Annotated in this window: 19 protein-coding genes; 4 read left to right on the top strand and 15 right to left on the bottom strand. The window is 76.5% G+C overall.

Annotation, left to right across the window (positions count from 1 at the left end; translation table 11 throughout):
* Positions 1-48: 48 nt before the first annotated feature.
* The 6 genes from ccsB to FB586_RS09515 form a co-directional block, all read right to left on the bottom strand.
* Positions 49-1,083: a c-type cytochrome biogenesis protein CcsB gene (gene ccsB, locus FB586_RS09540; RefSeq protein ID WP_370741077.1), complete on the bottom strand. Its 1,035-nt coding sequence runs from the start codon at positions 1,081-1,083 to the stop codon at positions 49-51.
* An 8-nt stretch (positions 1,084-1,091) separates the two neighbouring features.
* Entirely contained in the window at positions 1,092-2,858 is a 1,767-nt protein-coding gene (resB, locus tag FB586_RS09535; RefSeq protein ID WP_136519111.1) for a cytochrome c biogenesis protein ResB, read from the bottom strand.
* 7 nt (positions 2,859-2,865) lie between these two features.
* Positions 2,866-3,807: a cytochrome c biogenesis CcdA family protein gene (locus FB586_RS09530; RefSeq protein WP_136519110.1), complete on the bottom strand. Its 942-nt coding sequence runs from the start codon at positions 3,805-3,807 to the stop codon at positions 2,866-2,868.
* The gene (locus tag FB586_RS09525) at positions 3,804-4,427 is read right to left on the bottom strand and encodes a TlpA family protein disulfide reductase (RefSeq protein ID WP_136519576.1); all 624 of its coding nucleotides are present in this window, start codon (positions 4,425-4,427) and stop codon (positions 3,804-3,806) included. The genes FB586_RS09530 and FB586_RS09525 overlap by 4 nt, the downstream gene beginning before the upstream one ends.
* Positions 4,428-4,473: 46 nt before the next feature.
* Positions 4,474-5,130 (bottom strand): histidine phosphatase family protein, encoded by a 657-nt coding sequence (locus tag FB586_RS09520; RefSeq protein WP_136519109.1) that lies wholly within the window; start codon positions 5,128-5,130, stop codon positions 4,474-4,476.
* 73 nt (positions 5,131-5,203) lie between these two features.
* Positions 5,204-5,758, bottom strand: coding sequence for a MarR family winged helix-turn-helix transcriptional regulator (locus FB586_RS09515; protein ID WP_136519108.1), 555 nt, complete (start codon positions 5,756-5,758; stop codon positions 5,204-5,206).
* A gap of 91 nt (positions 5,759-5,849) precedes the next feature.
* Here FB586_RS09515 and FB586_RS09510 point away from each other — a divergent pair, with 91 nt between their 5' ends.
* Complete coding sequence (locus FB586_RS09510) at positions 5,850-6,398, top strand: YceI family protein (RefSeq protein ID WP_136519107.1); 549 nt, start codon at positions 5,850-5,852, stop codon at positions 6,396-6,398.
* 75 nt (positions 6,399-6,473) lie between these two features.
* Here FB586_RS09510 and FB586_RS09505 read toward each other — a convergent pair whose 3' ends face one another.
* Both FB586_RS09505 and FB586_RS09500 read right to left on the bottom strand, forming a co-directional pair.
* On the bottom strand, positions 6,474-7,142 hold the full coding sequence (locus FB586_RS09505; protein ID WP_136519106.1) for a redox-sensing transcriptional repressor Rex: 669 nt from the start codon (positions 7,140-7,142) through the stop codon (positions 6,474-6,476).
* A 68-nt stretch (positions 7,143-7,210) separates the two neighbouring features.
* On the bottom strand, positions 7,211-7,522 hold the full coding sequence (locus FB586_RS09500; RefSeq protein WP_246036675.1) for a glutaredoxin family protein: 312 nt from the start codon (positions 7,520-7,522) through the stop codon (positions 7,211-7,213).
* Positions 7,523-7,680: 158 nt separating this feature from the next.
* Between FB586_RS09500 and FB586_RS09495 the strand changes: the two genes are divergently transcribed.
* Positions 7,681-8,502 carry an HAD family hydrolase gene (locus FB586_RS09495; protein WP_246036725.1) on the top strand — a complete coding sequence of 274 codons (822 nt, stop codon included), beginning with the start codon at positions 7,681-7,683 and terminating at the stop codon, positions 8,500-8,502.
* A gap of 122 nt (positions 8,503-8,624) precedes the next feature.
* On the opposite strand, the gene FB586_RS09490 is transcribed toward FB586_RS09495, so the two are convergent.
* From FB586_RS09490 to FB586_RS09480, 3 genes are all read right to left on the bottom strand, one after another.
* A complete protein-coding gene (locus FB586_RS09490; protein ID WP_003792170.1) occupies positions 8,625-8,723 on the bottom strand; it encodes a 30S ribosomal protein bS22 in 99 nt (32 codons plus the stop codon).
* Between the two features lie 182 nt (positions 8,724-8,905).
* Positions 8,906-9,142 carry a helix-turn-helix domain-containing protein gene (locus FB586_RS09485; protein ID WP_136519105.1) on the bottom strand — a complete coding sequence of 79 codons (237 nt, stop codon included), beginning with the start codon at positions 9,140-9,142 and terminating at the stop codon, positions 8,906-8,908.
* 147 nt (positions 9,143-9,289) lie between these two features.
* Positions 9,290-10,510, bottom strand: a complete 1,221-nt coding sequence (locus FB586_RS09480) for an acetoin utilization protein AcuC (protein ID WP_136519104.1) — start codon at positions 10,508-10,510, stop codon at positions 9,290-9,292.
* Positions 10,511-10,738: 228 nt separating this feature from the next.
* Between FB586_RS09480 and FB586_RS09475 the strand changes: the two genes are divergently transcribed.
* Positions 10,739-12,112: a TrkH family potassium uptake protein gene (locus FB586_RS09475; RefSeq protein ID WP_136519103.1), complete on the top strand. Its 1,374-nt coding sequence runs from the start codon at positions 10,739-10,741 to the stop codon at positions 12,110-12,112.
* Positions 12,105-12,812 (top strand): potassium channel family protein, encoded by a 708-nt coding sequence (locus tag FB586_RS09470; protein WP_370741060.1) that lies wholly within the window; start codon positions 12,105-12,107, stop codon positions 12,810-12,812. The genes FB586_RS09475 and FB586_RS09470 overlap by 8 nt, the downstream gene beginning before the upstream one ends.
* A 42-nt stretch (positions 12,813-12,854) precedes the next feature.
* Here the strand turns inward: FB586_RS09470 and FB586_RS09465 are convergent, their stop codons facing one another.
* The 4 genes from FB586_RS09465 to FB586_RS09450 form a co-directional block, all read right to left on the bottom strand.
* Positions 12,855-13,358, bottom strand: a complete 504-nt coding sequence (locus FB586_RS09465) for a GNAT family N-acetyltransferase (protein ID WP_136519102.1) — start codon at positions 13,356-13,358, stop codon at positions 12,855-12,857.
* Positions 13,359-13,461: 103 nt separating this feature from the next.
* Positions 13,462-14,910 carry a hypothetical protein gene (locus FB586_RS09460; RefSeq protein ID WP_136519101.1) on the bottom strand — a complete coding sequence of 483 codons (1,449 nt, stop codon included), beginning with the start codon at positions 14,908-14,910 and terminating at the stop codon, positions 13,462-13,464.
* A gap of 85 nt (positions 14,911-14,995) precedes the next feature.
* Complete coding sequence (locus FB586_RS09455; RefSeq protein WP_136519100.1) at positions 14,996-16,201, bottom strand: hypothetical protein; 1,206 nt, start codon at positions 16,199-16,201, stop codon at positions 14,996-14,998.
* 143 nt (positions 16,202-16,344) lie between these two features.
* Complete coding sequence (locus tag FB586_RS09450; RefSeq protein ID WP_136519099.1) at positions 16,345-18,243, bottom strand: PKD domain-containing protein; 1,899 nt, start codon at positions 18,241-18,243, stop codon at positions 16,345-16,347.
* Positions 18,244-18,328: the final 85 nt, after the last annotated feature.

Genomic DNA, 18,328 nt, shown 5'->3' with positions numbered 1-18,328 from the left:
GCCGCCGCCCGGGACCCGGGACGGCGGCCGTCGTGGCGCGGGCGGTCCTCAGAGGCCCGAGTACGAGTGCTTGCCGTCGACGAAGAGGTTGATGACGGTGAAGTTCGCGATCACGACGGCGTACCCGACGTAGACGAAGTACGCCGCCCGGCGCCCGCTCCAGCCGCGCGTCGTGCGGGCGTGCAGGTACGCGGCGTACACGACCCACGCGACGAACGTGCCGACCTCCTTGGGGTCCCAGCCCCAGTAGCGGCCCCACGCGTGCTCGGCCCAGATGGCGCCGCCGATGAGCGTGAAGGTCCACAGGACGAAGGCGATCGCGTTGAGCCGGAACGACAGCGCCTCGAGCCGGCGGGCGTCCGGCACCTGCTCGAGCCACGCGAAGCGCGGGCCGGTGACGCGCAGCGGGTGCAGCCAGCGGCGCAGGCCGTCCGCCGAGCGCCAGGGGCGCTCGAGGTGCGACCGCCCGGTCGCCCGGCCGTCGCGCAGCACCTGCAGCACCGACGTCGCGAAGGCGACCGTGAAGACGCCCGTCGCCATGATCGCGACGCCCACGTGCAGGACCAGCCAGTAGCTGTCGAGCGCCGGCTGGACCTCGTCCGCCTGGACGTGGAAGACGAGGAGCGCGAGCGCGAGGCCGAGCACGGCGATGCCCATGACGAGCACCGCGAGGAACGCGATGGTGCGCCGGCGCTGGACCACGGCGAGCACGGCGACGGCCACCAGGACGCCGACGATCGCGAACTCGTACATGTTGGCCGTCGGCCAGCGGCCCGCAGCGAGGCCACGCGTCACGACGCCGGCGAGCAGCAGGACGAGGCCGAGGAACGTGGTGCTGCGCGCGATCCCCTCGGCGCGCGCCCGGCCGGCGGGCGCGTCCGCGGCGGCGGGCGCCTCGGCAGCGACGGGCGCCCCGGTGGACGGCGCGCCGCCGGCCGCGACCAGCTCGCGCTGACGCGTGCCGCGCACCCGCTGGGCGGCCTCCGCGACGCGGGACATCTCGACCGTCCACGCGACGAGCGCGATCGTGAACGCCGTCGTCGCGCCCCACACCAGCAGGTCGCTCACCTGCGCCAGGCCCACCTGGTCCATCAGTCGCCTCCGGGTCCGTGCGCCGCGGTCGGCGCCTCGTGGTCGCGGCCGGGTCGGCCGCCGTCGGGTCGGTCGTGCGCGGCCGGCGTGCGGCCCAGCACCTCGTCGAGCACCCGGTCGAGCTCGGGCTGGAGCCCGATGTCGTCCCCCCGGGCGAGGCCCGCGGCGTCGACCACTGTACCGGCGGCGGCGGCGTCGCCCCCGGTGCCCTCCGGCGCCGGCGACGCGCGCAGCCACAGGCGCCGCCGCGGCGCGAACAGCGACGCCGCGAGACCGGCGAACGCGAGCAGCGCGAACACCAGCACGCCGAGCAGCGCCGGGTCGTGGCGCAGGTCGAGGGCCACGAACCGGGGCAGGTCCTCGAACGTGACCGTGCCGAGCCCGTCGGGGAGCTCGACGGTCTCGCCGGGGCGGAGGTACAGGGTGAGGTCGTCGCCGGCCTCGTCCGTCACCTTCTCCATCCGGGACTCGTCGAGCCGGTACACGTTCTGCGGCACGCCGGTGTCGAGGCCGAGGTTGCCGCGCCACACCGAGAGCACGAGCAGCGGGTCGGTGGGCTGCGGGTCGGTCGAGCGCCACCAGCCGGGCACCCACTCCTCGGCGGTCGGCAGCAGGTAGCCGACGAGGCCGACCTGGTCCTGGCCCGCGGAGACGTCGGGGACCTTGATGACGCCGCGGGAGGTGTACACCTCGTCCTCGGGCAGGAAGGGCACGGCGCCGCCGAAGGCGAGCTCGCCGGCGCCGTCGTGCACCGTGACGCGCGGCGCGTAGCCGTTGCCCTGCAGGTAGACCTTCGCCCCGCCGGCGGTGAGCGGGTGGTTGACCTTGATCGTCCGCTCCTGCGGCTCCCCACCCGGCTCGGTCAGCGTCACGTGCGCGGTGAAGTCGCGCGACTGCAGCGTCTGGGGGTCGAACCGCGACTCGAACTCGTCGAGCCGCAGCGTGAACGGCTCGAGGTCGGCGGGGTCGAAGGCCGTCCCCCGCTCGAACGTGTCGTACGCGCCCTCCACGTTCGCGAACCCGGTGCCCTGCACGACGATCGCCTGCCCCCGGTAGTGCAGCATCTGCCCGGTCGCGACGCTGACGAGCAGCCCGACGAGGGCGAGGTGGAAGACGAGGTTGCCGGTCTCGCGCAGGTACCCGCGCTCGGCCGCGACCGACCAGGTGCCGCCGCCCTCGTCGTGGACGTCGACGCGGTAGGACGGGACGAACGGCAGCCACGACGACCCGCGCCGCAGCACCGCCGCAGCCCGCTCGACCACGGCCTGCGGCGCGTCCGGCACGGTCACGCCGCCCCGCGCGGGGAAGCGCGTGAGGCGGCGGGGCGTGCGCGGCGGGCGGCCCCGCAGCGCCGCGAGGTGCACGCGCGTGCGCGGCAGGATGCAGCCCACCAGGGACACGAAGAGCAGCAGGTAGATCGCGCTGAACCACACCGACGCGTAGACGTCGAAGAACCCGAGCCGGTCGAGCCGGGGCCCGGCCGTCGCGTGCTCCTCGAGGTACTCCACGACGCCCGCCGGGTCCTGGGGGCGCTGCGGGAACAGCGTGCCCGGCACGGCCGCGACCGCCAGCAGCATGAGCAGCAGCAGCGCGACGCGCATGCTGGTCAGCTGCCGCCAGGCCCAGCGCAGCCAGCCGCGCAGCCCGAGCGCGGGCAGGTCCGGGTCCGGACCGCCGGGGCGCGTCGGGCCGCCGGCCGCGCCGGTGACGTCGCCGTCGGTCGGCGTGAACGCGTCGTCGAGCCCCTCGGGGCGGTAGGTCACCACGTCGGCCTCACAGCACCGGGACGAAGGGGTCGGCGCCCGTCAGGACGCCCTGGAGCCAGGCGGACCACGTGCCCCACACGCCGGTCGCGAGCGCGAGCCCGAGCACGACGAGCACGCCGCCGCCGACCCGCCGCACCGCCAGCCGGTGGCGCCGCAGCCACCCGAGCAGCCGCCCGGACCGCTGCAGGCCGAGCGCGACGAGGACGAACGGCAGGCCGAGGCCCACGCAGAACACGGCGGCGAGCAGCGCGCCGCGTCCCGCGGACCCCCCGGTCAGGGACAGCGTGAGGATCGCCGCGAGCGTCGGGCCGATGCACGGGGTCCACCCGATGCCGAACGCCACGCCGAGCAGCGGGGCGCCCCAGAGCCCGGCGCGGGGCGCGAGCTGCAGGCGCCGCTCCCCCTGCGCGAACGGCACGAGCCCCAGGAACGCCAGGCCCATGACGACGGTGACGACGCCCAGCACGCGGCTCACCGGGTCCTGCCACTGCCACAGCAGCGACCCGAGCGAGCCGGCCAGCGCGCCGAAGGCGACGAAGACGAGCGAGAACCCGGCGACGAAGAGGGTGACCCCGAGCAGGACGCGGCGGCGGGCGTGCCGGTCGCGCTCGGCGTCGGCGGTGGTGTCGGGCAGGGCGGCGGTGGCACCGGCGGGCGCCGCCGCGGCCGTGGGCGCGGCCAGGGCGACCGCGTCACCCGCCGCGCCGCGCGCCCCGCCGCGGCCGAGGCCGACGACGTCCGTCGCGTCGACCGCGCCGAGCACGCGGCGCGCGCGCTCCTCGCGGGTCCCGCCCGGCGCACCCGCCAGGCCCCCGAGCAGCCCGAGGTAGCCGGGCACGAGCGGCAGGACGCACGGCGACGCGAACGCCACCACCCCGGCGAGCAGCGCGACCGGCACCGCGAGCAGCAGGGAGCCGCTCGCGACCGCCGCACCGACGTCGGGGGTCACGGCGCGGCCGTGCCCGTCCCGGTGGGCGCCGGCTCGCCGGCGGCTCCGCCCTCCGCGAGCAGCTCGTCGACGAGCGCCCGCAGCGTCGAGCCGTCGGCCAGGCCGAGCACGCGCGCGGCGACCCGCCCCTCGCGGTCGAGCACGACGGTGGTCGGCACGGCGCTCACCGGTACGACGCCCTGCAGGGCGGCCACGGCGGCGCCGTCGGTGTCCGCGATGCTCGGGTACGGGATGGCGAACTCGCGCTGGAACGCCTGGGCGGCACCCGCGGCGTCGCGGACGTTGATGCCGAGCACGTGCACGCCCTGGTCGGAGTAGTCCTGCGCGAGCGCGACGAGGTCCGGCGCCTCCGCACGGCACGGCGGGCAGGCGGCGTACCAGGTGTTGAGCACGACGACGTCGCCGCGCCAGGCCGTGACGTCCTGCGCCGCGCCCTCGTAGTCGGTGCCCGCGAGCACGAGCGGCTCGGTGCGGTCCCCCGCCGCCCACGTGGTCGTGGAGCCGTCGCCGGACTGGTAGCCCTGGCCGACGACGTCCTCGGGCGTGCCGGGCTCGTCGCCGCCGGCGGAGCAGCCCGCGAGCAGCGCGAGGCCGAGGACGGCGGCTGCGGCGCGGCGCAGGGGAGCCTGGCGCAGGGGTGCCTGGCGCAGGGGGGCGCGGCGCACGTCAGGCCCCCGCGACCTTCGAGGCCCCGGGCAGCAGCGACGCGGCCGGCTCGGAGTAGCCGATGCCGACCAGCCGGTCTCCCGAGAAGCGCAGGGTCGTCAGGGACGCCAGGGCGCACTGGCGGCGGCGGGGGTCGTGCCACAGGCGGCGGCCCTCGAGCGCGAGGCGGGTCACCCAGATCGGCAGCTGGTGGCTGACGAGCACGACCTCGTGGCCGCGGGCCGCGTCCCGGGCGGCGTGCACCGCGGCGGTCATGCGCGCCACCTGCACGGTGTAGGCCTCGCCCCAGGACGGCCGGAAGGGGTTGCGCAGGTGGGGCCAGTGCTCGGGGTGCCGCAGCGAGCCGTCGCCGACGCCGAACGTGCGTCCCTGGAAGTGGTTCTCGGCCTCGATGAGCCGCTCGTCGGTGACGACGTCGAGGCCGAACGCGGCCGCGATCGGCGCGGCGGTCTGCTGCGCCCGCTCGAGCGGGGAGGCGACGACGCTCACGACGTCGCGGCGCGGTGCGCCCTCGTCGCCGCCGAGGGTGCGCGCGACGAGCTCGGCCATCGCGACGCCGCGCTCGGAGAGGCGGTACCCGGGCAGGCGCCCGTACAGGACGCCGGCGGGGTTGTGGACCTCGCCGTGCCGCATCAGGTGCACCGTCGTGTCGACCATGTCCACAGTGTCGCAAACCCTCCTGGGTGCACGGCCGTCGCGGGGCGTGCGCTGCGCCACGTCGGGCCCCTGGTCAGGCGTCGGCCGCGGGCTCCTCCGCCTCGGCGCGCGCCTGCGTGCACCCGGGTGAGCGCAGGTGGTCGACGACGACCTGCATCGCCTCGCCCAGGGCCGCGAGCTGGGCGTCGCTGAGCCGGTCGACGAGGTGCGCGCGCACCGAGCGCACGTGCCCGGGGGCGGCGGCGACGAGCACGTCCCAGCCGTGGTCGGTCATGACGCAGTTGACGCCCCGCGCGTCGCCGGGGGCGGGCTCGCGCCGCACGATGCCCGCGCGCTCGAGCCGTGCCACGGTGTGGGTGAGGCGGCTGCGCGAGTGCGCGAGGTCCCCGGCGAGCTCCGACATCCGCAGCGTGCGCCCGGGGGCCTCGGAGAGGCGGACGAGGATCTCGTACTCCGCGAGGGACAGGCCGCTCTGCGCGTCGAGCTCGCGGCCGAGGGCGTCGAGCAGCAGCGCGGCCCCGTCGCGCCACGCCCGCCAGTGCCGCTGCTGCTCGGCGCTCAGCCAGCGCACGTCGTCGTCGTCGGGCGTGGTCGCGTCCCGGGCGGCGCCGGAGGTGCTCGTGGTCACGTCGTCCTCCCCTCTTGCGGTCGTCGGGCAACTGTAGTAGAAATCTCAACGAACCTGCTACTTGATGATTCAACGAATCGCGGAGGACCCCATGACCGCTCTCCCCACCGGCCTGACCACCGGCACCTGGGCCGTCGACGCGTCCCACTCGGAGGCGACGTTCACCGTCCGCCACGCGGGCATCTCCAAGGTGCGCGGCACGGTCGGCATCACCTCGGGCACGCTGACCGTCGGCGAGGACCTCGAGTCGTCCTCCGTCGTCGTCACGCTCGACCCGGCCTCCGTCGACACGCGCGACGCCAACCGTGACGGCCACCTCAAGAGCGCCGACTTCTTCGAGGTCGAGACGTACCCCGAGTGGACGTTCACCTCCACCGCCGTGCGCGCCGCGGGCGGCGACTACGTCATCGCCGGCGACCTGACGATCCACGGCGTGACGCGCCCCGTCGAGCTCGAGACGACGTTCAACGGCACCGCCGTCGACCCGTTCGGCAACCAGCGCGCCGGGTTCGAGGCCTCGGTCACGATCTCCCGCAAGGACTTCGGCCTCACCTGGAACGCGGCCCTCGAGGCCGGCGGCGTCCTCGTCGCCGACAAGGTCCGCATCGACCTCGACGTCTCGGCCATCAAGCAGGCCTGAGCACGACCACACCCCGCGGGGCGCGACCGGTCCGGTCGCGCCCCGCGGCGCGTCCGGGCCCACGACGCCGCCGGCTCACGCCCCGCCCGCGGCCGCGGCTCGCCGGGCGTCGTGGAACGCGAGGATCTGCAGCTCCGACGCGACGTCCACCGCCCGCACGTCGACGTGCGGCGGCACCCGCAGCGCCGCCGGCGCGAACGTCAGGATGCCGACCACCCCGGCCGCCACGAGCCGGTCGCACACGTCCTGCGCCGCGGACGCCGGCGTGGTCACCACCGCGATCGACGCCCCCGTCGACGTCACCACCTCCGCGAGCCGGTCCGCCGGCTGCACGACCAGCCCCGCCACGGTCGTCCCGACCACCGCCGGGTCCGCGTCGAGGAGCGCCACGAGGCTGAAGCCGCGCTGCGCGAACCCCGCGTAGTTCGCCAGCGCGTGGCCCAGGTTCCCGACGCCCACGAGCACGACCCGGCGCTCGTCCGCGAGCCCCAGCGCCACGCGCACCTGCTCGCGCAGGTGCGCCACGTCGTACCCCACGCCGCGGACCCCGTACGAGCCCAGGAACGACAGGTCCTTGCGCAGCTGCGCCGGGGTCACCCCGGCCCGGTCCGCGAGCTCGTCCGACGACGTGAGCACGCACCCCTCGGCGGCCACGGCCTCCAGCGCCCGCAGGTACCCGGGCAGGCGCGCGACCGTCGCCGGCGGCACCTGCGCCGCCCGACCCGACCCTGCCCGTCCGTCCACGTCGCCCCCCGGGGCACCGACCGCACGCACCGCCCCGTCGCGGGCGCAGCCGGTCGCCGGACCACACGCTAGGGCCTGGGCGGCCCCGCGGCGAGGGCCCGCAGCAGGCGGTTCTCGTCGACGCGCCAGTAGCCGCGGCGCACGCCGTCGACCTCGACGACCGGCACGAGCTCGCCCATCTCCGCACGCAGGTCCCGCCCGTCGGCCCGCGGCGCGTCCACGTCGACCTCGCCCCACGGCGCACCCGTCGCCGCGCTGACGCGGACGACGACCGCGCGCGCGTCGTCGCACAGGTGACAGCCGGCGCGGCCGTACAGCACGATCCGGGCCCGCTCCGGCGGGACGGGTGCGGGGGCGTCGGGGGCCGGGGTCTCGGTCACGCGCACCACGCTAGGCGCGACGCCGCGGGCCGGTCACGCACGGCCGGCCCCGCGCGCGCCCCGTGGACCGGGCCACTCGTTACAGTGGCCGGGTGCACGCGGCGGACGACACCGGCCGGGGCGCCGTGGTCGGCCAGGACGTGGCCGGGGCGGAGCCCGTGGTCGCCGGCACCGTCGAGACGGACCGCGCGGAGCTCGTCCCGGAGGGCACGAAGGTCGCGGCGTTCTTCGACGTCGACAACACGATCATCCGGGGCGCGAGCGCGTTCCACCTCGCCGTCGGGCTGTACCGGCGCGGGTTCTTCCGCAAGCGCGACTTCCTCGTGTTCGCCGTCCAGCAGGCGCGCTACCGGCTGTTCGGCGAGGACCGCGAGCAGATCGACGAGGTGCGCTCGCGGGCGCTGGAGATCATGCGCGGGCACTCGGTCGCCGAGGTCACGGCCATCGCCGAGGACGTCTACGACGAGGTCCTCAGCCTGCGCATCTACCCGGGCACGCGCGCCCTGCTGGACGCGCACCTCGCCGACGGGCACGCGGTCTGGCTGGTGACCGCCACGCCGACCGAGATCGGCGAGCTGATCGCCCGGCGGCTCGGCACGTCCGGCGCCCTCGGCACCGTCGCCGAGCACCGCGACGGCTTCTACACCGGCCGCCTCGTCGGGGACCTGCTGCACGGCGAGGCGAAGGCCAGCGCGGTGCGTGCGCTCGCCGAGCGGGAGGGCTACGACCTGGCGCACTGCCACGCGTACGGCGACTCCACCAACGACGTCCCGATCCTGTCCACGGTCGGCAACCCCTGCGCCATCAACCCGGACCGGCGGCTGCGCCGGCACGCGGCCGAGGTGGGGTGGCCGGTGCGGGAGTTCCGCAACCGCCGGCGCAACGCCCGGCGGGGGGCCAACGCGGCGAGCCTGGCAGGGCTCACGTGGGCGGCGGCCGTCGTGGTGCGGGCGCTGCGCCGCCGGGTCACCGGCTCCTGACGGGCGGGACGTCCTCGCGGGCGTCCGCCGGTCCGCGCCGCGCCCGAGCGGCCCCGGACGCACGTCGGGCCCGGTCGGTCGACCGGGCCCGGGGTGCGGAGCGATGCGCGGGTGCGCTCAGCTCACTTCTTGTTACGACGCTGGTGGCGCGTCTTGCGCAGCAGCTTGCGGTGCTTCTTCTTCGCCATGCGCTTGCGGCGCTTCTTGATGACGGAGCCCATGCGGTCCTCACTCGTGTCCGGTCGCGGCCCGCAGGACCGCGAAGGTGGTCGGCCGACGCGCGGGGTTGATGCGGGATCGACGCCAGCGACCGGCCCACGCACGCAGAAGTCCGGGGGCCCACCTTACGGGATGGGGCCGCACCCTCGCGAACCCGGGTCCCCGGACCGCGGCGGCGGCACCGTCAGGACGAGCGGCGGTGCTCCTCGCGGGCGCCCGGGTCGACCGTGGCCGACGAGCGCAGGTAGGCGTCGAGCGCGTCCTGGGGGACGCGGAACGAGCGCCCGACCCGGACCGCGGGCAGCTCGCCCGAGTGCACGAGGCGGTAGACGGTCATCCGCGAGACCCGCATGAGGTCGGCGACCTCGTTGACGGTGAGGAACCGCACCCTGCCCTGGGGCTCCTGCCGCGGCTCGTCCATCCGACCCTCCCGACGGCCGGACCTGCGCCGGCGGCGTGCCACCCACCGGCGGGGTGCTCGACGCTCACAGTAGTGGCGGGTGTGACAGGTGGGGAAGCCGGGACGGCCCTCACGGGCACCTCTCACCCGGACGGGCCCACGCCGGTGTCAGTCGAGCTCGGGGTCGAGGCCGAGCGCCGGGAACACGGCGGCCCGGGTCGCCCGGATCGCCCGGTCGACGTCGTCCGCCGGGTCGTAGCCCGCCGACCACGGACGGGCCTCCACGAGCACGCCGTCGGTCATGACGCCGACCGCCGCCCGCCCGTACCGCTGCCGCACCGCGTCCAGCCACTCCTGCGGCACGGGCGCGGCCGGGTCGACCGGACGGTGCGTCGCGATCCCGATGAGGTGGGCCCACGCACGCGGCACGACGTCGAGCACCGCGTACCCGCCGCCGCCGAGCGCGAGCCAGCGCCCGTCGCAGACCTCGTGCGCCAGGTCGTGCAGCCGCTCGGCCGCGGCACGCTGCCCGTCGACGCTCACGCGCAGGGACGTCAGGGGGTCCAGCCGGTGCGTGTCGCAGCCGTGCTGGGTCACCATCACCTGCGGCTCGAACGCACGCAGCACCGCGGGGACGACGGCGTCCAGCGCGCGCAGCCAGCCCGCGTCGCCCGTGCGCGACGGCAGCGCGACGTTGACCGCGCTGCCCTCGGCGCCGCGCCCGCCGGTCTCGCCGGCGTAGCCCGTCCCCGGGAACAGCGCGTGGCCCGTCTCGTGCAGCGACACCGTGAGCACGCGCGGGTCGTCCCAGAACACCGCCTGCACGCCGTCGCCGTGGTGCGCGTCGACGTCGACGTACGCGACCCGCTCGACGCCCGCGGCGAGCAGCGCGCGGATCGCGACGGCGGCGTCGTTGTAGACGCAGAACCCCGACGCCGCGCCGGGCATCGCGTGGTGCAGGCCGCCGCCCACGTTCACCGCGTGCGGCGCGCGCCCCTCCCAGACCGCCAGGGCCGCGTCCACGGAGCCCGCGACGACGCGCGCGGCCGCGTCGTGCATCTGCGGGAAGACCGGGTCGTCGCGCGTGCCGAGCCCGCGCGCCGGGTCGGGCACGCCGCGCTCGGCCGCGGCGTGCACGGCCGCGACGTACTCCGGCTCGTGGACCGTCTCGAGCAGGTCGTCGGGAGCGGGCTCGGCCGCCACGACCTCGACCCCCGGGCCCTCGAGCAGCCCCAGGCGCGCGGCCAGCGCGACGGTCAGGTCGATGCGGTCCGACGTCATCGGGTGCCCCACGCCGAAGTCGTACGCGAGCATCTCGGTGGACCAGACCACACGGACGGGCCCGGCCGCAGCACCGTGGGGGGCCGCGTCCGTGGCCGTCGCCGTCATGGGCCCACGTTCCCACCGCGTCGCGGGCCGTGTCGACCGGACGCCCGTCGCCGCCCGGCCGACGCACGGGGCCGGGCCGTTCGGCGGGCCCGCGCACGACTGTCGGCGGGTCGTGCCAGCATGGGTCCCCGGTCCGGCGCGAGGCGGACCGTCGTCCCGTCGGTCGCGGTCGGCACCGAGCCCCGGACGACAGGGCACGGGACGGCTCGGCGCACGGCGGGAGGCGGCATGGCAGCGGGACCAGGCCTGCTGTGGCGCGCCCGCGAGTACGTCGACCGTGCCGCACGGCAGGGGCCCGCGCGCCTCGCCCTGACGGTCTTCGCGCTGGTCGTCGCGCTCATCACCGCCCTGCTGTCGGCGCCGTGGGCGACCGCGCACGGCGAGCGCGCCCCGTTCGTCGACGCGTTCTTCACGGCGACGTCGGCGACCACGGTGACGGGGCTCGTCACGGTCCCCACCGGCGAGTACTGGTCGATCTGGGGGCTCGTCGTCATCCTCGTCGCCATCAAGATCGGCGGCCTCGGGGTCATGACCCTCGCGTCGCTGCTCGGCATGGCGGTGTCCCGGCGCATCGGCCTCACGCAGCGTCTCCTCGTCTCCTCCGAGACGAAGGTGACGCGGCTCGGCGAGGTCGGCTCCCTGGTGCGGACGGTCATCGTCACGTCGACCGCGCTCGAGGTCGCCATCGCGATCGTCCTGTTCCCCCGGCTCGTGCTGCACGAGGACAACGTCGGCACCGCCGCGTGGCACGCCGTCTTCTACGCCGTCTCCGCCTTCAACAACGCCGGCTTCGTGCCGACCCCCGAGGGGCTCGAGCCGTTCGTGTCGGACTGGTGGATGCTGCTGCCGATCATCGTCGGCGTGTTCATCGGCTCGCTCGGCTTCCCGGTGATCCTCAACATCGCCAACCACCTGCGCGAGCCGCGGCGCTGGAACCTGCACACCAAGCTGACGCTGTCGATGAGCGTCGCCCTGCTGCTGTTCGGCTCGGTCGTCGTCGCGGCGTTCGAGTGGACGAACCCGGGGACGTTCAAGCCGCTGGACTGGGCGGGCACGCTCCTGGCGTCGCTGTTCGCCGGGATCATGCCGCGCTCGGGCGGCTTCTCCACCGTCGACGTCGGGGAGATGCACGAGGGGACCTGGCTGCTGCTCGACGCGCTCATGTTCGTCGGCGGGGGCTCGGCCGGCACCGCCGGCGGCATCAAGGTGACGACGCTCGCGGTCATGCTCCTCGCGATCGTGGCGGAGGCGCGCGGCGACCGGGACGTCGAGGCGTTCGGGCGGCGCATCTCGCGCGACACGCTCCAGGTCGCGATCGCCGTGGCGTTCGTGTCCGCCAGCTTCGTGCTCGTCGCCGCCCTGCTGCTGCTCGCGATGACGGGGCTGACCCTCGACGTGATCCTCTTCGAGGTGATCTCCGCGTTCGCGACCTGCGGGCTCTCGACGGGCATCACCCCGGACCTGCCCGACCCGGCGAAGTACGTGCTCGCCGTGCTCATGTTCATCGGCCGGACCGGCACGATCACGCTTGCGGCGGCGCTGGCGCTGCGCAACCGTCGTCGCGTCGTCCGCTACCCCGAAGAGAGGCCGATCATTGGCTGACAGCCTGCGCGCCGGCGGCGGCGAGCCCCGCAACGCCCCCCGCTCCCCCGCCAAGGGGGCCGGCATCCTCGTCATCGGCCTCGGCCGCTTCGGCTCGTCGATCGCCGCGACCCTCGACCGGCTGGGGCAGGACGTCCTCGCGGTGGAGCGGAACGCGGACCTCGTCGCGCAGTGGGCGGGCCGCGTCCCGCTCGTCGAGGCGGACGCGACGAACCCCGAGGCGCTCGACCAGCTCGGCGCCCGGGACTTCCCCGTGGCCGTCGTCGGCGTCGGCTCCTACCTCGAGGCGTCGGTGCTCATCACCGGCAACCTCGTGGACATCGGCGTGCCGCAGATCTGGGCGAAGGCGATCTCGAGCGAGCACGCGCGCATCCTGCAGCGCATCGGCGCGCACCACGTCGTCCTGCCCGAGGCCGACGCCGGCGCCCGCGTCGCGCACCTCGTGTCCGGGAAGATGCTCGACTACATCGAGGTCGAGGACGGGTTCACGGTCGTGAAGATGCGGCCGCCGAAGGAGACGCAGGGCTTCACGCTCGCGCAGTCGAAGATCCGCGAGCGGTACGGCGTCACGGTCATCGGCGTGAAGAGCCCGGGCGTGGAGTTCCAGTACGCGACGCCGGAGACCCGCATCTCGTCGAACGACCTCATCATCGTCGGCGGGCACGCCGAGCTGCTCGAGCGGTTCTCCGCGCGCCCCTGAGGGTCGGCCTCGCCGGACAGGGGTCGGGCTCGCGGGACGGGGTCAGACGCCCGCCGCGACCTCGCGCAGCGCGTCACCGGTGAGCCGGTACCCGGTCCACTCGTCCATGGGCACCGCACCCAGCGAGCGGTAGAAGGCGATCGACGGGGCGTTCCAGTCCAGCACCGACCAGTCGACCCGCGTCCAGCCGCGGGCGACCGCGACGGCGGCGAGCGAGCGCAGCAGGGCCAGGCCGTAACCCCTGCCGCGGTGCGCCGGGTCCACGAAGAGGTCCTCGAGGTGGACGCCGTGCCGGCCTGTCCACGTCGAGAAGCTCCGGAACCAGACGGCGATGGCGACAACGGCCCCCTCGACCTCGACGACGTGGGCGTGGACCGTCGCGTCCGGGGCGAACAGCGCCGACGTCAGGTCGGCCTCGGTCGTCTCGACCGCGTCCGGCTCGCGCTCGTACACCGCGAGGGCCCGGATGCACGCGAGGATCCCCCGCTCGTCCCCGGGCCGCGCCGCGCGCAGCACCCCACCGCTGTCCAGCCGCTGCTCGTCCACGGGCGGCGACCCTACCCGCGCGCACCCCCGCCGACGGAGGTCCGGGGGGCAGGCGTGCCGGGACGGGGCGGGACCGTGGTGGCCCGCCCCGTCCCGGAGCCCGTCAGGAGGCGTCGGTCGCGCCGCGCTGCCGGGGCAGGACCGTGGTCGACGCGTCGACGTGACGGGCGCGGGCACGGTCGACCCGGCCGCGCAGCCACACGCCGCCCGCGAGCAGCAGGAGCGCCACGGGCAGGAGCCACGGCTCGGCACCGGTCGTGGCGAGCGCGGTCGCGGCGGGCGCGGTCGCAGCCGGGCCGGAGGCGGCGGCACCGAGGACGTCCGACCGGAGCGGCCCGACCGCGCCTGCCGACGTCACGACGCGGGACACCGTGGCGACGGAGTCACCGGACACCGCTCCGTCCGCCGGAGCGACGGGCTGGTCGGGGCCGGGCCGGTCCGTGCCGGGCTGGTCGGTGCCGGGGGTGCCGGCGCCCGGGGCGCCCGTGCCCGGCCCGTCCGTGCCGGGGGTCTCCTCACCGGGCAGGGCGGAACCGACCGTCATGAGGGCGGCGCGTCCGAGCCCCACCACGACGTCGGTGAGCCCGACGGGGAGCCCGACCTCGACCGGCAGCAGCGCGTCGCTCAAACCCTGTCCGTCCGGACCCCCCTCGCTGCCGGTCCCGGTACCGCCGGCACCGCCGGGAACCGTCACCGCCGCATCACCGAGCAGACCCAGCGCCACACCCGACACGTCCACGGGCACGGACACCGGCGCCTGCACCAGCGCACCCTCGTCCGCACCCGCCGACGCACCCGTGCCCGGCGCCGACTGCCCACCGGCCGCACCCTGCGTCACCGCCGCATCACCCAGCAGACCCAGCGCCACACCCGAGACATCGACCGGCACCGACACCGGCGCCTGCACCAGCGCACCCTCGTCCGCGCCCGTTGACGCACCCGGAGCCGGAGCCGGCGCACCGGAGCCCGACGTGGTGACCGCCGCGTCCCCCAGGACGGCCAGCGCCACGCCCGACACGTCCACCGGCACGGACACCGGCGCCTCGACGAGAGCCGCCTCGCCCGGCTGCGGGGTGGCCGGCGCGGGCGCGGGAGCCTGCGCGGGAGCGGACTGCACGCCCGCGTCCCCGAGGACGCCGACGGCGACGTCCTGCACGTCGACCGGCGCGGTCACGGGCGCCTCCACGAGGGGCGTCCCGGACGTCGAGCCCCCGGCGGGGGCGGCGGCTGCGTCGTCGGACCCCCCGGCCACGACGGCGTCGCCGAGCACCCCGACGGCGACGCCGGAGACGTCGACGGAGACGTCGACGGGGACGTCCACGGGGACGTCGACGGGGACGTCCACGGGGACGTCCACGGGGACGGACACGAGCGGCTGGTCGGTGCCGGTGAGGCCGACGTCGAGCTGCACGGCGGCACCGGAGGTGAGGTCGACACCGAGGTCGACCGAGAGCCCCTCGTCGGGGGCTGCGTGGGCCATCGCGGCCCCGGCGACCAGCAGGCCGCCGCTGACGAGCGCCGTGTGCAGCGCTCGGCGGACGTACGTGTGCATGGGAGTGCTCCTCTGCCTGGAAGGACCGGAGCGCCCAAGTGACGGGCGCGGGGGACGGACGTCGCGCGGTGCGACGTGCGGCCGGTCAGGCAGGGCTGTGCGGGATCTCCTCGGCGGGCGCTGCCGGGGACGCGAGGTCGTGCGACGCGACGGTCGCCACCACCCGCAGCGGTGCGGGGTGGACGGTGGCCGGCAGGGCGCCGTCGGCGCCGCCGCGGGAGGCACCGGCCCCCGGGCCCGCGCCGGCCGCAGCGCCCGCGGGGAGCGCCGGAGCGGGTGACGGCGCGGCGGGGGTGCCGGGCGTGCCGCGCGGCGCGGCGGGTCGGTCGGCCGGGGAGGCGTCGAGGGACGCCGCGCGGCCGCTGCCCGGGCTCGCGGGGGCAGCGGGGGCGCTGTGGGCGGCGCGCGCCGCCGACGGGGTCGGCGCCGGGACGGCGGTCACCGCCGGGGGGACGCCGTCGCCGGCGGGCGGCGCAGCTGCGACGACGGCCGGGGCGGGGGCGGTCGCCGGCAGGTCCTGCGCCGGGTGCCGGACCGGGCCGTCGGTGCCCGGCACGACCGGGTCGGGCAGCAGCGGCGCCACGACGGCCGGGGCCCCGGGCAGCTGACCGGTCACGGGCTCGAGCGCCTCGACGACCGGGGTGAGGGGCGCGAGCACGGGGACGACCGCCCCGAGCACGGGCTGCACGGGGGCGAGCGCCTGCGTCAGGGCCCGGACCAGCTCGTCCACCAGGGGATCGGTGAGCGGGGCGACGGGTGCGACGACGGCGGCGGCGACGGGCTCGAGCGCGCCGGCGACGGGGTCGACGACGGCGGTCGCGACGGGCACGACGGGCTCGGCCACGGCCGCGACCGGCGGTGCGAGGACAGCCTCGGCGACGGGGGCGACCACGCCGGCGGCCGGCTGGACGACGGGCTCGGCGACCGGCGTGACGACCTCCGTGACCACCGGCTCGACGACGGTCTGGACGGCCGGTGCGACGACCTGCGTCACCACGGGCTCGACCACCGGCGCCACGACGTGCTCGACCACCGGCTCGACGGCCGGGGTCACGACGTGCGCGGTGACGGGCTCGACGACGTGCTGCACGACCCCGCCGACGGGCTCGAGGACGCCGCCGACGGTCGCGGTCACGCCACCGAGGACGTCGCCGAGCCCCCCGCTCGCCGCGGTCGGCTGGGCCTTCGCGTCGTAGGGACCCCCGACGACGGCACCGAGGAGCACGAAGAGGACGGCGGCGGCGGCCGTGAGGACCGCACGCAGGAACCAGTGCCCTGCCTGCCGTGCCATCCGGTGCACGTCCATGTGCCGACGACCCCCCGTCGTCCCGTCCGGGGCGTCGTCCTCGGCGCCCGCGCACCCGACCGTAGGAACGGCGGGCGCGGGGTCGCAACCGGAGCGACCCCGCGCTCGTCCGTTCGGGTGACGCCCGCTCAGCCCCCCGTCGTGAAGGTCTGGACGGGCCCGAGGGTCCGGCCGTGGACGTTCTCCGCCACGACCCGGTACACGTAGGTCGTCCGCGGCGTGAGGCCCGTGAGGGCCGGCTGCTCGGCCCGCTCGTACGTCACGGCGCCGAGCGCGAGGGCGGGCGTGCGCTGGTCGGTGGCGGTCGTGCCCCACTCGACCCACGCGGTCGTGTCCGCACCGTTGGGCGTGACGCGGACGCGGATCTGCGCCGTCGTCGGCCCGACGTACGCAGGGTCCATCACCCGCACCGCGGGCGGTCCGGGGGTGAGCCAGCCGTCCTCGCGGGAGGCGGAGCCAGCCGCGGTGGTCACCGTGACCGTCCACGTGTACCGGGTGCCGGGGACGAGGCCGCGCGGTGCGGTGGTGGACACCTCCTGCCCGCCGCTGCGCGCACCGACGGCGGCGCTCGCCCGCCCGACCACGGCGGCGCCGTCACGCCACTCGAACGTCACCGTGCCGGCGACGCCCCGGGTGTCGACCCACGCGAACAGGTCGGCCGAGGTGGTGGTGACGTTCCGCTCGGCGACGCCGGTGACGGCCGGCGCCGGCGCCACGGTGACGGTCCGCGTGTCGCTCGCGCTGACCCCGTGCGTGTCGGTGACCCGCAGCGTCGGCGTGAACGTGCCCGCACCGTACGTGTGGCGCAGCGCCGCGGGCGGCTGTCCCGTGCCGGACCGCGTGGTGCCGTCGCCGAGGTCGAGGGACCACGACGCGACGCCCGTACCGGTCGCGGACGCCGTCCCCGTGCTGCGGTCCCCGCGCAGGTCCAGGGTGAGCGTGCCGGCGCCCTGCGTCGCGGAGGGCTCGAGCCAGGCGACGGGACGCGGGTGCAGCGCCGCGCCCGCGGCGAGCTCGCGGTACGTCTGGGCGGCGAGGCCGGTGCCGAGGCGCCAGTCGCAGGTGCCGACGGTGTCGAAGTACGCGACCGCCTCGAGGTCGCCCCACGAGGCGAACAGGTCGAACGCGTCGCGCAGCCACGCGGCGCGGCGTCCCGGCTGGGCCGGGTCCTCCACGGAGCCCCACTCGGCGAGCACGGCCTTCTTGCCGTGGTTCCACGCGAACGCGCGCAGCCCCTCCGTCACGTGCTGGAGCGAGCGCCACTCCGCGGTGTTGCCGCTCTTGCAGCCGAACCAGTTGTACGCGTCGGTGCCGACGCGGTCGACGACGTCGTCCCCGGGGTAGAACCCCTTGGCCGTCGGGTCCGTCGTGGGCCGCATGAGGGCTCCGGTCGTCGGGACCCACGTCCACAGGACGTTCGTGACGCCCTCCGCGCGGAAGACCTCGACGTAGCGGCGCCACGCGGCGACGTACTCGGCCGCGGTGCCGTAGGTGGCACCGGCGGTGTCGGCCTCGTGGTGGAGCGTCAGGTACACGACGGGGCCGAGCCCTTTGACCTGCTGCGCGTGCGCCCGGATCTGCGCGTCGGCGGCGCCCTGCGCGAGGGCCGCCCAGCGCACGACCGTGCCGTCGAGGCGCTTGGGCAGGACGGACAGCATCGGCACGCGGCCGCGCTGGACCGCGGGCCCGGCGGCGGTGAGCAGGTTGTCGTCCCAGCGCTGGTAGAGGCGCTGGACGGCGAGCCGACGGCCCAGGGCGTCCTCCGCGCGCTGCACGGCGACCTCGGTGGTCGGCGCGTCCCCGCGGGGGACGAACTGGCCGAGCAGGGTGCCGTCCGCGCTGCGCGGGTCGGCGGGAGTGGTGGTCGCGGTGGTGGTCGTGGTGGTGGTCGCAGGCGCCGGGTCGGCGGCGTGCGCGGCCGGCGCACCGACCAGGAGGACTGCTGCGAGGCCGGCGACGGCGAGGCGGCGCGGCCGGGACGACGTCCGGGAGGCGGTCCGGGACGTGCGAGGACGGTGGACGGTCACGTGTCAGCTCCGACGCGGGCAGGCGTGGTCAGGTGCTGCCCCGCGCCCGCCCGCGTGTGGACGGGGCCCCCTGCGTGCACGCGAC

Source organism: Cellulomonas telluris (assembly GCF_004886325.1).
Lineage (GTDB): Bacteria > Actinomycetota > Actinomycetes > Actinomycetales > Cellulomonadaceae > Cellulomonas > Cellulomonas telluris.
The sequence above is the reverse complement of the archived record's forward strand: the minus strand, read 5'-3'. Positions and strand labels throughout refer to the sequence as shown.

Excerpts from the sequence above, each read along its gene's own strand:
- FB586_RS09490 (WP_003792170.1), bottom strand. The coding sequence starts at position 8,723 with ATGGGCTCCGTCATCAAGAAGCGCCGCAAGCGCATGGCGAAGAAGAAG.
- FB586_RS09475 (WP_136519103.1), top strand. The coding sequence starts at position 10,739 with ATGGCAGCGGGACCAGGCCTGCTGTGGCGCGCCCGCGAGTACGTCGAC.
- FB586_RS09510 (WP_136519107.1), top strand. The coding sequence starts at position 5,850 with ATGACCGCTCTCCCCACCGGCCTGACCACCGGCACCTGGGCCGTCGAC.
- FB586_RS09520 (WP_136519109.1), bottom strand. The coding sequence starts at position 5,130 with ATGGTCGACACGACGGTGCACCTGATGCGGCACGGCGAGGTCCACAAC.
- FB586_RS09455 (WP_136519100.1), bottom strand. The coding sequence starts at position 16,201 with ATGGCACGGCAGGCAGGGCACTGGTTCCTGCGTGCGGTCCTCACGGCC.
- FB586_RS09480 (WP_136519104.1), bottom strand. The coding sequence starts at position 10,510 with ATGACGGCGACGGCCACGGACGCGGCCCCCCACGGTGCTGCGGCCGGG.
- FB586_RS09460 (WP_136519101.1), bottom strand. The coding sequence starts at position 14,910 with ATGCACACGTACGTCCGCCGAGCGCTGCACACGGCGCTCGTCAGCGGC.
- FB586_RS09485 (WP_136519105.1), bottom strand. The coding sequence starts at position 9,142 with ATGGACGAGCCGCGGCAGGAGCCCCAGGGCAGGGTGCGGTTCCTCACC.